This is a genomic window from Rothia sp. (in: high G+C Gram-positive bacteria), assembly GCF_030540545.1.
Classification (GTDB): domain Bacteria; phylum Actinomycetota; class Actinomycetes; order Actinomycetales; family Micrococcaceae; genus Rothia.
The window spans coordinates 24,296-36,567 of the sequence record NZ_JAUNVZ010000001.1; the positions used below are offsets into that span (position 1 = coordinate 24,296).

A 12,272-nucleotide genomic window follows, 5' to 3' on the forward strand; every position below is an offset into this window, starting at 1 on the left:
CACGAACAATTCACAATCTACCCACAGGTAACTTTGGCGAAATAGTGCGGATGTAGGGGCTTTTCCACAGAATCCACAGCCGTTAACACTACTACTGTACTTTTTAAGAGAAAATCCTGAATAACGAAGTGGGGTTCCTTCGAGGATCCGAGCCATCCGCTGTGTGGTTGAAATTTCGAGTCAGGGTTGTCTGGTGCAGTGTGTGGGTTCCTGGGTAAGTAGTGAGGGGTTTTCGAACATTCCTACGCGCGCGTGCATGCGCGTACGCGTGCGCGCGTTAAGTACTTACTCTCCTAGGTTTTCCTGCTGCTGTACTTCTGGGGCTTGGGTGAGTCCTTGAGGGAAAGAGTTTGTAATTACAAGAATTTCTGCTCCCATCAAGGGTTCGTTTCACCGCTTCTGTATTTTGTGTAATTACAATGTTTCGGCTTCTCCGGTAGGATTGTGTATAGGTGTGCCCTCAAAGCGGCGCACAGAAGATTTTTGATTTCTTGTGAAAGGCGAAGGTATGAAATTCACTGTGGAGCGCGATGTCCTGGCTGAAGCCGTATCGTGGACTGCACGTTCTCTTCCGGCTCGTCCTACCGCACCGGTACTGAACGGTCTGCTCATTACCGCAAGCGCCGGTGAAGTAACCATCGCCAGCTTCGATCACGAAACCAGTGCCGTACAGCGTATTGCAGCCAATGTTGATACCGAAGGCGTGACCCTGGTTCCTGGCAAGATGCTCGATAGCATCTGCTCCTCCCTGCCGAATGCTGAAGTTGAGTTTGTGGCTGAGGAAAACGCTGTGTTCCTCACCTGCCGCTCGGCAAAGTTCAAGCTCGCGTCCATGCCCGTAGTTGACTACCCGGAACTGCCGGCTCTACAGGAAATTTCCGGTACCGTTGACGGGGCGGAATTCGCTAAGGCTGTGCAGCAGGTCAAGGTGGCTGTCTCTAAGGACGAAACCCTGCCTCTGCTGACCGGTATTCGCCTGGAAATTTCCGGCAACACCATGACCCTGCTGGCAACCGACCGTTACCGCCTTGCCATGCGTGAGCTGACCTGGAACCCGGTAGACCCCAATGTTGAGGCGGCTGTGCTGCTCAAGGGTAAGACCATTGCAGAGGTCGGTAGCACCCTCTCGGGCGCCGGTGAACTCTCTATCGCTCTGCCCGGCAGTGGTGAGCTGATCGGTTTTGCCTCCGGTACCCGCGTGAGCACCAGCGTGCTCATGGACGGCGAGTACCCCAATATCCGTCGCCTCTTCCCCGAAACCACCGATATTCACGCGGTGGTGCGCACCTCCGACCTGCTGGAGGCTGCACGCCGTATCTCGCTGGTTGCTGAGCGCAATACTCCCCTGCGCCTGGCCTTTAGTCAGGGTGCTGTGAGCATTGACGCCGGCCGCGGTGAAGAAGCTCAAGCCTCTGAAACCATTAATGCTCAGCTGCACGGCGAGGATATCGTGGTTGCCTACAACCCCGATTACCTCAAGCAGGGTCTGGGCGCTTTCGGTACCGAGTATGTGCGTTTCTCCTTCACCAGCGCTCCTAAGCCCGTGGTTCTCTCGGGTCAGGAGGAGCCTTTGGGCGAGGACCAGAGCCAGTACCGTTACCTGCTGATGCCCGTGACGAAGTTCTAAACTATTGCGCTCCTACGAGCGCTTGGTGCCCCGGCGCACGAGCCGCGGCGCGCATTCTAATCTTGTGGAGGTGCTGTGTTCATAGATCATATTTCGCTCTTGGATTTCCGCACCTACAGAATGCTGCAGCTGCCTCTTCGCGCCGGGGTTACTGTTTTCTTGGGCTCCAATGGTGTGGGTAAAACCAATATTGTGGAGGCCGTAGACTATGCGGCGAATTTGGGATCTCACAGGGTTAGTCACGATGCTCCCCTGGTGCGCGTGGGCGCCCAGAGGGCCTATATTCGTACCCGAACTGTGCGCGGTAATTTGCAGACCGTCACCGAGTTTGAGATCGCCCCCGGCGCCTCTAATCGAGTGCGCATTAATCGCGCGGCTCCCGTGCGGGCTAAAGAGGCGGCGGGTATTGCTCGCACGGTGCTTTTCTCTCCCGAAGATCTGCAGCTCATTAAGGGTGAGCCGGCGCTGCGTCGTCGTTTTTTGGATGAGGTGGCTATTTCTTTACGCCCCACGGTGGGCACCTATCGTAGCGAGTATGAGCGGGTGCTCAAACAGCGTAATTCGCTCTTGAAGTCCGCTCTGCGCTCTCGCAGCGATGAGAATCTTGAATCCACTCTGGCGGTCTGGGACGCCCAGTTGGCTGAATATGGCGCCCAGATACTTTCGGCTCGCCTGAAGTTGCTGAGCCGACTGCTGCCGGCTCTGCAGCGAGCCTATACGGGGCTTGCTGATGTGGCTAAAGAGGTGAGCTTTAGCTATGAGTCCACGGTACTGGGCAGCGTGAGCGCTGCTAATGTATCGGCTGCCGCTGCCCTACCGATATCGAGCCTGCAGGAGTATTTTGTTCGCGCGCTCTGGGAGGCGCGCAAGGCTGAGCGTGAGCGTGGGGTGACCCTGGTGGGTCCTCACCGTGATGATATTGCCCTGCTGCTGGGTTCTATTCCCGTCAAGGGTTATGCCTCTCATGGGGAGAGCTGGTCCTATGCTCTGGCGCTGCGCCTTGCCTCCTGGTATGTTCACCGGGATGAGGATCCGAGTGAGGGCGCTGAGCCGATTTTGATTCTGGATGATGTTTTTGCTGAGCTGGATTCTGCGCGCCGTCACCGTTTGGGTGCCCTGGTTGCCAATGCTCAGCAGGTGCTGATTACCTGTGCGGTTATTAGCGATATCCCTGAAGAGTTGGGAGACTATGCCCTGGTGCGTGTAAGTCCGGGCGTTGCGGTCTATGAGTCGGAAGCGGATCAGGATACTGAGAATATAGGTGATCGGTAATGAATACTCCTGATGCTGACTATGTAGCTTTGAATCGCGAGAAGAGCTATACCATGCGTGTGGAGCAATCTGAAGATGGCTCCGATATGGAAGTTGAGTTCCTCCATGCGGAAGGAAATATTGATACTGATGAATATAGCCCTACGGAAATAGATTACGAAGAGCTAGAGCACAGCAACGCCCCGGAGCAGATGTTACGCCGCGCTCGCGGCATAGCCTCCGAAGCGGGTATGGGGCGCCTGAACGATGACTCGGCAAAGATTCTCTTCCGCCGATTCGGTGCTGCCATGGACCAAACCCCCGGCGCGAAAAAACCCAAAATATCGACCCCTAACGATATAGCTCTGGCTCGATTGGGCGGCTACACCGGATCTAAAGAAAGTTTCCGCGACCCCAAAGCCTTAGGTGGTGTGCTGGATAATCTGCTGCGCTCTCGCGGCTGGCAATACCCTGTCTCTGTGGCTGGCGTGACCGCACGCTGGTCCCAGCTGGTGGGTGAGTATATTGCCGAACATACTGAGCCCACCACCTTCAAAGACGGAGTGCTGACCGTGCAATGCGATAGCACCGCCTACGCTACCCAGCTCAAGCTCATGCGCTTTGATGTCTTGGCCCATATGAATCGAGAACTGGGTGAGGATATTGTTCGCGGTCTGAATATTCTCGGCCCCAATAATGGTCGTTGGCGCTCGCGTGGCGGATGGCGTGTACAGGGTGGTCGAGGGGTGCGCGATACCTATGGATAGGGTGTGTGTGGCAGAGGAATATATCACTGAGTGATTCGGTCAACGTACGGCTGCGCTAGGTGTACTGGCTGTGCTGTACACCCCTACCGCCACGGGGGATGAGGCGCTCTAAGCGCCCTCTGAGGCGTTTTTGTGAGTCCTAAGGCTGAAAAATCACCTCAAAACATGTTCTATAGGGGATATTTTCGGTAGAATGGTAGAGAATATGTGCACCCTCAAGAGGCCTTGAGATATCCAGGCTACTGGGAGCACTCCCCTACCCGAGGAGACCTGAAGTACGTGGCTACGGAAAACACCCACGAATACGGCGCATCCGATATTACCGTTCTTGAAGGCTTGGAAGCTGTTCGCAAGCGTCCGGGCATGTACATTGGCTCAACCAATGAACGCGGTCTGCACCACCTGGTCTACGAAGTAGTAGACAACTCTGTGGACGAAGCCCTGGCAGGGCACGCAAGCCGCATTAACGTCACCATCCTGCCCGATGGTGCTATCCGCGTAGAAGACGACGGACGCGGTATCCCCGTGGACGAGCACCCCACCGAGCACAAGTCCACCGTCGAGGTGGTTATGACCGTGCTGCATGCCGGCGGTAAGTTCGGCGGCGGCGGCTACTCCGTCTCCGGCGGTCTGCACGGCGTGGGTATCTCCGTGGTGAACGCACTCTCCACTCGCGTGATTACCGAGGTGCACCGTCAGGGCTACGCATGGCATATTTCCTTCGCAAACGGCGGCGTGCCGGACGGCCCGCTGCGCCGCGGCGAACCCTCCGACCGCACCGGCACCATCCAGACCTTCTACCCGGATGGCTCCATTTTCGACACCGTCATTTTCGACTTTGAAACCCTGCGCACCCGATTTCAGCAGATGGCATTCCTGAATAAGGGTCTGACCATTGCCCTGACGGATCAGCGCGAAAAGTTTGAGGGCGACGAAGTCACCAGCGAAGAGGGTGAAAAGAAGGCTCTGCCTCTGAATACCGTGGGTGCAGATGCTCAAGGCTTTAAGAGCGTAACCTACCGCTACGATAACGGTCTCTTTGACTACGTTCACCACCTGAATAAGTCCAAGACCGTGGTCAATGAAGAAATCATTGCCTTTGAGGCAGAAGATGATGAACGCGGTATGGCTCTGGAAGTGGCTCTGCAGTGGACCACCTCCTACACCGAAAATACCTATACCTACGCCAACACCATTAACACCCACGAGGGTGGCACCCACGAAGAAGGCTTCCGTGCGGCTCTGACCTCCCTGGTGAATCGTTACGCTCGCGAGCAGAAGCTGCTGCGCGATAAGGACGATAACCTCACCGGTGACGATGTGCGCGAGGGCCTGACCGCCGTTATCTCTATCAAGATCGGCGAACCGCAGTTTGAAGGTCAGACCAAGACCAAGCTGGGCAACTCGGAGGCTAAGTCCTTTACCCAGCGAGAGGTCAATGACCACCTGGGCGACTGGTTCGGCCGTAACCCCTCCACCGCCAAGGATATTGTGCGTCGCGCCATTACCGCCGCTCAGGCACGTATGGCGGCCCGCAAGGCACGCGAAACCACCCGCCGTAAGGGCCTGCTGGAGACCAGCTCCATGCCCGGTAAGCTCAAGGACTGCTCCTCCAAGGATCCGCAGATTTCCGAAATTTACCTGGTGGAGGGTGACTCCGCGGGCGGTTCGGCTGTTCAGGGTCGCGACCCGAACACCCAGGCTATTTTGCCCCTGCGCGGTAAGATCCTGAACGTTGAGCGCGCTCGCCTGGACCGCGCCCTGTCCAATAGTGAAATCCAGTCCATGATTACCGCCTTCGGTACCGGCATTGGCGATGATTTCAATATTGAAAAGGCGCGCTACCACAAGATCGTGCTCATGGCCGATGCGGACGTGGACGGTCAGCACATTACCACCCTGCTGCTGACCCTGCTCTTCCGCTTTATGCGCCCGCTGATTGAGGCCGGCTATGTCTACCTGGCTCAGCCGCCGCTGTACCGCATTAAGTGGTCCAATGCCCCGCACGATTATGTCTACTCCGACGCCGAGCGCGATGCGGCTCTGGAGCGCGGCGCCGCCAAGAACCAGCGTCTGCCCAAGGATAACGGCATTCAGCGCTATAAGGGTCTGGGCGAGATGGACTACACCGAGCTGTGGGATACCACTATGGATCCTCAGCGCCGCACCCTGCTGCAGGTGACCATGGAAGACGCGGCCGCAGCGGATCAGATTTTCTCGGTGCTCATGGGTGAAGACGTGGAGGCACGTCGCGAGTTCATCCAGCAGAACGCCAAGGACATTCGATTCCTGGATATCTAAGACCCGCTTGAAAAGCGCGCGCTAAAAGATATCAGGGAACAACGATAAGAATGAGACGATAAGTATGAGTGAAGAGAATAACTCTACGCCCGAGATTGAGGTCATGACCAACCGCGGCGAGATCGTGGTGGATAACCCTCACGGTCATATTGAACAGGTGGACCTGCAGACCGAAATGCAGCGCTCCTACCTGGACTACGCTATGGCGGTTATTATTGGCCGCGCACTGCCGGATGTACGTGACGGCCTCAAGCCTGTGCACCGTCGCGTGATTTACGCAATGTACGACGGTGGTTACCGCCCCGACCGCTCCTTCAATAAGTGCGCTCGCGTGGTAGGTGATGTGATGGGTCAGTTCCACCCGCACGGTGACGCCGCGATTTATGACGCCCTGGTGCGTCTGATTCAGGGCTGGACCCTGCGCTACCCCCTGGCACTGGGTCAGGGCAACTTCGGCTCCCCCGGTAATGACGGTGCGGCAGCTCCCCGTTACACCGAGACCAAGATGGCGCCCATTGCTATGGAAATGGTGCGCGATATTACCGAAGATACCGTGGATTTCCAGCCGAACTACGACGGTAAGTCTCTGGAACCTACCGTATTGCCCTCGCGCATCCCGAACCTGCTGGTCAACGGCTCCTCGGGTATTGCTGTGGGTATGGCAACCAATATCCCGCCGCATAACCTGCGCGAAGTAGCCGATGGCGTGGACTGGTACCTGCAGAACCCCAATGCCACCAATGAAGAGCTGCTGGCAGCCCTGATGGAACGCATTAAGGGCCCCGACTTCCCCACCGGTGCAACCATTTTGGGCACCAAGGGTATTGAAGACGCCTACCGTACCGGTCGCGGCTCGATCACCATGCGCGCGGTGGTTAACGTTGAGGAAATCAACGGCCGCACCTGCCTGGTGGTGACCGAACTGCCCTATCAGGCAAACCCGGATAACCTGGCGATTAAGATTGCCGACCTGATTAAGGACGGCAAGATTACCGGTATTTCCGATCTGCGCGATGAGACCAGTGGTCGTACCGGTCAGCGCCTGGTGATTGTGCTCAAGCGCGATGCTGTCGCCAAGGTTGTGCTCAACAACCTGTACAAGCACACCCAGCTGCAGGAGAATTTCTCCGCCAATATGCTGGCCATTGTGGACGGGGTGCCCCGCACCTTGTCCCTGGATGCCTTTATTCGCCACTGGGTTACCCACCAGCTGGACGTTATTGTGCGCCGCACCCGCTACCGTCTGCGCCAGGCGGAAGAAGAGGCGCATATTCTGCGCGGTCTGCTCAAGGCTCTGGATGCCCTGGATGAGGTTATTGCCCTGATCCGCCGCTCCCCCACCGTAGATGAGGCGCGCACGGGTCTGATGCAGCTGCTGGGCATTGATGAGGCTCAGGCTCAGGCTATTTTGAATATGCAGCTGCGCCGCCTGGCTGCTCTGGAGCGCCAGAAGATTGAGGATCGTCACGCCGAGCTGGAGCGCCTGATCGGCGAATACAATGCGATTATTGCCTCCGAGGCTCGTCAGCGTGAGATTGTCTCCCAGGAGCTGCGCGAAATCGTCAACCGCTATGGCGATGACCGCCGCACCCAGATCCTGCGCGGCTACGACGGAGATATGTCCATTGAGGACCTGATTCCCGAAGAGGAAGTGGTGGTTACCATTACCCGCGGCGGCTATGTTAAGCGTACCCGCAGCGACCAATACCGCAGCCAGCACCGCGGTGGTAAGGGTATTAAGGGTGCCTCCCTGCGCGGCGATGATGTGGTGGAGCACTTCTTTGTCACCACCACCCACAGCTGGATTCTCTTCTTTACGAACCTGGGTCGCGTCTACCGCACCAAGGGCTATGAGCTCATGGATGCCGGTCGCGACGCCAAGGGTCAGCATGTGGCTAATCTTCTGGAATTCCAGCCCGGAGAGACCATCGCTAAGGTCATGGAGCTGCGTTCCTATGAGGATGCGGACTATCTGGTGCTGGCAACTCGCGGCGGCATGATTAAGAAGAGCCGCTTGAGCGATTACGACACCAACCGTACCGCGGGTCTGATTGCTATTAACCTGCGCGAGGGCGATGAGGTTGTTTCGGCATTCCTGGCTTCGGCTAGCGATGATATTATTCTGGTTTCCCGTGCCGGTATGTCCCTGCGCTTTAATGCCACCGATGAGGCTCTGCGTCCTATGGGTCGTTCCACCTCGGGTGTGACCGGTATGAAGTTCCGCGACGGCGATGAGCTGATTTCGGCTAATCTGGTAACCGATAATAGCTTTGTCTTTGTGGTCACCGAGGGTGGCTACGCCAAGCGCACCAGCGTGGACGAGTACCGCGTGCAGGGTCGTAATGGCTACGGCATTAAGGTTGCCAAGCTGGTGGAGGATCGCGGTGCTCTGGTGGGTGCCCTGATTGTTGATGAGGATGACGAGGTGCTGGTTGTTATGGCCGGCGGCAAGGTTGTCCGCACCAATGTCTCCGAAGTGCCGGCTAAGGGCCGCGATACTATGGGTGTTATTTTTGCAAAGCCCGGTAAGGGCGATAGCATTATCGGTGTGGCTCGTAATCAGGATCGTCAGCTGGACTCCGCCGAGGAACAGGACGAAGATTCTGAGCAGAGCGCCGCACAGGCAGAGCACACATCACAGGACGGTGGCGAAAATGACGCCGCCGGACAGGAAGGTAACTAATGAGCACGAATCCGCAGAGCGCATCCTCGGCGCAGAAGTCCGTCTCCACCGAGAAGAAGGCTGCCCCGAAGAAGAGCGCATCCGGCGCTAAGAAGGCTCCTGCAGGCGCTAAGAAGAAGCCCGTTGCCCGTAAGGGCAGGACCGGACCTGCACGCCGCACCACTGCGGCTCGTCGCGGCCCGGCGTCGCGCGCACAGGGCTCCCGCCGTCAGCTGGTGCGCCCTGCACCGCGTAGCAAGATTCGTCGCGCTCGCCTGGTGGTCCAGAAGATTGACCCCTGGTCGGTAGCTAAGATGGTCTTCCTGCTTTCGATGGCTCTGGGTATTGTGGTGGTTGTGGCTTCTGTGCTGCTCTTCCTCTTCCTGCAGGCATCCGGCTCTTTCCAGGGTATTAACCAGCTGCTGACCTCTTTGGGTACCGGTAATCAGGCTATTGATATTACTCAGATGGTCTCTGTGGGTCAGGTTGCTTTGATTACCACCATTATTTCGGTGGTCAATACTGTGCTCTTTACCCTGTTGGGTATGATTGCTGCGACCCTGTACAACCTGGCTGCTCGCCTGGTTGGTGGTATTACTCTGACGATGAGTGATGAGTAAAAGCCCGGATTTATGCGGGTTTTCTGCTGAATCAGCATCCAAAAAGTGCATGTGATGCAGAACATATGATTTCGACTTGCAGGGGGTGAAAAACCTCTGTATAGTTATATCTCGTTCCACGGGGAAACCCGAAGGAATGGGAGGGCGTATAGCTCAGACGGTTAGAGCGCTTCGCTGATAACGAAGAGGTCCCTGGTTCGATTCCAGGTACGCCCACTCTCTGAAAACTGAAAGGGAAAAATGAAGAAGATTCTTCTGATTGCGACCCTGGCGGTGGCCGGAGTTCTGGGTTTGAAAAAAGCTCAGGATGCCAAGCTTGCACAAGCCTGGCGTGAATCTACGGATTCTTTATAAAATAATAGCGATTTCCGCTAATGCGGGGGCGTGGCGCAATTGGTAGCGCATCTGCTTTGCAAGCAGAGGGTTAGGGGTTCGAGTCCCCTCGCCTCCACTTTCCGGTGATTATAGCAAGAGGGAAACGCCTGGTTCCATTCCGAACCCAGAAGCTAAGACTCTTAGCGCCGATGGTACTGCACTTTTGTGGGTGTGGGAGAGTAGGTCGTTGCCGGTTTATTATTGATAAAGACCGCTGAGGAAACTCAGCGGTCTTTTTGTTTACCCTAAGGGCTGCTGATCCGCCACCTTTCCCCCCTCGAGATATCGAGCGGGCACAGTGGATAAGCTGTTGCACGCTCTGCGGAGCGAGCTGCCCATAAATTCTAAAGTGCCCGGCGCGAGATAAGGCACTAAATGAGCAAAAGCGCACGCGAGGGTGCACAAGCGCTATAGAATTTAAGCGTGACTACTGAATTAATCGTTCTAGTGATTGTGGTGTTGACGGCTCTAGCCTTCGACTTCACAAACGGCTTCCACGATACCGGCAATGCCATGGCAACCTCCATTGCCACCGGCGCCTTGAAACCGAAAACCGCGGTGGCACTTTCTGCGAGCCTAAACCTCGTGGGTGCATTCCTCTCGGTTGAGGTGGCAAAAACTGTTGGTAAGGGGCTGGTAAACCTAGACCAAATCGACATTTCTCAAGACGGCTCAGGACTGATGCTCATCGTCTTTACCGGTCTGGTGGGCGGTATCCTATGGAACCTGCTGACCTGGCTGGTGGGTCTACCCTCAAGCTCCTCCCACGCTCTCTTTGGCGGCCTGATTGGTTCGGCTCTGGCAGCGCTGGGTTTCTCGGGCGTACAATGGGCGGGCGTCTTCTCTAAGATCGTAATCCCGGCGGTTATGTCCCCGGTGATTGCCGCCTTTGTCTCCTGTATTGGTACGTGGTTGGTGTACCGTATTGCCGCTCCGGTTTCCGATGAGCGCAAGCACCGCACCTTCCGCTGGGGTCAGGTGGGCACTGCCTCCCTGATGTCCCTGGCTCACGGTACCAATGATGCCCAGAAGACCATGGGTGTTATCTTCCTGGCGCTGGTTGCCTCCGGCGCGGTGAATGAATCCGACTCTATCCCCTTCTGGGTCAAGGCAGCCTGTGCAATTGCTATTGCTCTGGGTACTTGGCTGGGTGGCTGGCGCATTATCCGTACCCTGGGTAAGGGTATTGTGGAGGTTGACACCCCGCAGGGCGTGGCAGCTGACGGCGCATCCGCAGCTATTATTCTGACCTCCTCGCACTTCGGTATGGCTCTGTCCACCACTCACGTGGCAACCGGCTCCATTCTGGGTTCGGGTCTGGGTCGTAAGGGTGCTCAGGTGCGCTGGGGTGTTGCAGGACGCATGGTGCTGGCGTGGGTTATTACCCTACCCGCCGCTTCGGTGATTGGCGCTGTGACCTGGCTGATTGGTGCGGGTCTGAATACCCTCACCGGCACCCATTTTGTGGGTGAGCTGGTGGTCTTTGGCCTGCTGTGCCTCTTTAGTTTCATTATTTGGCGCCGTTCCAAGCATGATGATGTTTCCGCAGATAGCGTGACCGATGATTGGGATGAGAAGAGCCAGAAGGTGAGTGCCTAATGTCGCTGTTTGAACTGCTGGAAAAGATTGTCCCTGTGACCCTTGCCGGCCTTGCCTTTGGTGCGGGTCTGCCGGCTCTCTACGCCCTGGGCGTGCGTCTGCTGGCGGGTCGTACCGAGTACACGGCGGACGGTCAGCTGGTGGAGATTGAACCGCCCTCGACTGCCGCTCGCGTGGCCTCTGCCCTGGTCTTTGTTCTGATCGTGGGCGTGATTATTGTGGCGATCCTATGGGTCGCTAAGGACTTTATTGACCATACCTTTGGCTGGAATATCTTCGGTGTTACCGGAGGCGGCCACTAATGACTACTTGTAATGAAGGAGGGAACGATGCCGGATAAGAATATTATTACCCGCGTCGTGGATTGGCTGAGCGTCGGCTATCCCAAAGACGTGCCCGTACAGGACCGTGCTGCGGTGATGGCGATTCTGAAGATGCGCCTGACCGATGTGCAGCTGCAGGAGGTTGTGCGTCAGCTGATGCAATCGCGCGCAGCCCGCGGTGAGGCTTATGTGAGCGACCAGCGCATTAATGAGTACATTCGTCGCGTGGTTGACCACACCCCCACCCCGCAGGATATTGACCGCGTGGCAAAGATCCTGGGCGCTCACGGTTTCTTGATTTCGGAGAATCACGTGAATGAGGATGCGGATATCGCAGGTCGCCCCGAGTATGTTGCGTACGAGGATCCGACCACCGGCGAGATTCGTATTGCTGAGCTGGCGGCTGAGGCGGCTAAGATTGCCGCTCCGGGTGCCGGTGAGGAATAAGCTTTTCTGCGGCTCATAGACCCGTCAGAGGCGCGTAGAAGAACGTAGAGCCCTGTGCCCGTGCATACCTGGTAGTAATAGGTACGCACGGGCACAGGGCTTTTAATCGGTGGGACGGGCGGTATGAGAGAGTAGTGCAACACCCACCCTAAAAGCGTGATACAGTTCATAGCTTTTCGATTTGTATTCGGGGTGTTGGGTCTGTATAGTTGTATATGCACCGCGGGGGCGTGGCGCAATTGGTAGCGCATCTGCTTTGCAAGCAGAGGGTTAGGGGTTCGAGTCCCCTCGCCTCCACTT

Annotated in this window: 9 protein-coding genes, 3 tRNA genes and 1 rRNA gene; all 13 read left to right on the top strand. The window is 56.7% G+C overall.

All coding sequences use genetic code 11. The features are described 5' to 3' along the window. The first annotated feature begins 508 nt into the window (after positions 1-508). The 13 genes from dnaN (at position 509) to Q4P78_RS00190 (ending at position 12,269) form a co-directional block, all read left to right on the top strand. A complete protein-coding gene (gene dnaN, locus Q4P78_RS00130) occupies positions 509-1,627 on the top strand; it encodes a DNA polymerase III subunit beta (RefSeq protein WP_303338282.1) in 1,119 nt (372 codons plus the stop codon). A 75-nt stretch (positions 1,628-1,702) separates the two neighbouring features. Beyond that, positions 1,703-2,899, top strand: coding sequence for a DNA replication/repair protein RecF (gene recF / locus Q4P78_RS00135; RefSeq protein ID WP_303338283.1), 1,197 nt, complete (start codon positions 1,703-1,705; stop codon positions 2,897-2,899). After that, positions 2,899-3,645, top strand: a complete 747-nt coding sequence (locus tag Q4P78_RS00140; RefSeq protein WP_303338284.1) for a DUF721 domain-containing protein — start codon at positions 2,899-2,901, stop codon at positions 3,643-3,645. Before recF ends, Q4P78_RS00140 begins: the two co-directional genes overlap by 1 nt. Positions 3,646-3,924: 279 nt before the next feature. Further along, positions 3,925-5,946, top strand: coding sequence for a DNA topoisomerase (ATP-hydrolyzing) subunit B (gene gyrB / locus Q4P78_RS00145; RefSeq protein WP_303338285.1), 2,022 nt, complete (start codon positions 3,925-3,927; stop codon positions 5,944-5,946). Positions 5,947-6,010: 64 nt separating this feature from the next. Next, the gene (gene gyrA, locus Q4P78_RS00150) at positions 6,011-8,629 is read left to right on the top strand and encodes a DNA gyrase subunit A (RefSeq protein WP_303338286.1); all 2,619 of its coding nucleotides are present in this window, start codon (positions 6,011-6,013) and stop codon (positions 8,627-8,629) included. Next, positions 8,629-9,228, top strand: coding sequence for a DUF3566 domain-containing protein (locus Q4P78_RS00155; protein ID WP_303338287.1), 600 nt, complete (start codon positions 8,629-8,631; stop codon positions 9,226-9,228). Before gyrA ends, Q4P78_RS00155 begins: the two co-directional genes overlap by 1 nt. 142 nt (positions 9,229-9,370) lie before the next feature. Further along, a tRNA-Ile gene (locus tag Q4P78_RS00160) sits at positions 9,371-9,444 on the top strand. Between the two features lie 162 nt (positions 9,445-9,606). Beyond that, positions 9,607-9,679 (top strand) — tRNA-Ala (locus tag Q4P78_RS00165). A 3-nt stretch (positions 9,680-9,682) separates the two neighbouring features. After that, a 5S ribosomal RNA gene (gene rrf, locus Q4P78_RS00170) occupies positions 9,683-9,799 on the top strand. Between the two features lie 227 nt (positions 9,800-10,026). Further along, entirely contained in the window at positions 10,027-11,202 is a 1,176-nt protein-coding gene (locus Q4P78_RS00175; protein WP_303338288.1) for an inorganic phosphate transporter, read from the top strand. Next, positions 11,202-11,504, top strand: a complete 303-nt coding sequence (locus Q4P78_RS00180; RefSeq protein WP_303338289.1) for a hypothetical protein — start codon at positions 11,202-11,204, stop codon at positions 11,502-11,504. Before Q4P78_RS00175 ends, Q4P78_RS00180 begins: the two co-directional genes overlap by 1 nt. A 27-nt stretch (positions 11,505-11,531) precedes the next feature. Next, entirely contained in the window at positions 11,532-11,972 is a 441-nt protein-coding gene (locus Q4P78_RS00185) for a DUF3349 domain-containing protein (protein ID WP_303338290.1), read from the top strand. A gap of 224 nt (positions 11,973-12,196) precedes the next feature. Next, positions 12,197-12,269 (top strand) — tRNA-Ala (locus Q4P78_RS00190). Positions 12,270-12,272 lie beyond the last annotated feature (3 nt).

Excerpts from the sequence above, each read along its gene's own strand:
- Q4P78_RS00140 (WP_303338284.1), top strand. The coding sequence starts at position 2,899 with ATGAATACTCCTGATGCTGACTATGTAGCTTTGAATCGCGAGAAGAGC.
- gyrA (WP_303338286.1), top strand. The coding sequence starts at position 6,011 with ATGAGTGAAGAGAATAACTCTACGCCCGAGATTGAGGTCATGACCAAC.
- Q4P78_RS00185 (WP_303338290.1), top strand. The coding sequence starts at position 11,532 with ATGCCGGATAAGAATATTATTACCCGCGTCGTGGATTGGCTGAGCGTC.
- Q4P78_RS00180 (WP_303338289.1), top strand. The coding sequence starts at position 11,202 with ATGTCGCTGTTTGAACTGCTGGAAAAGATTGTCCCTGTGACCCTTGCC.
- dnaN (WP_303338282.1), top strand. The coding sequence starts at position 509 with ATGAAATTCACTGTGGAGCGCGATGTCCTGGCTGAAGCCGTATCGTGG.
- Q4P78_RS00155 (WP_303338287.1), top strand. The coding sequence starts at position 8,629 with ATGAGCACGAATCCGCAGAGCGCATCCTCGGCGCAGAAGTCCGTCTCC.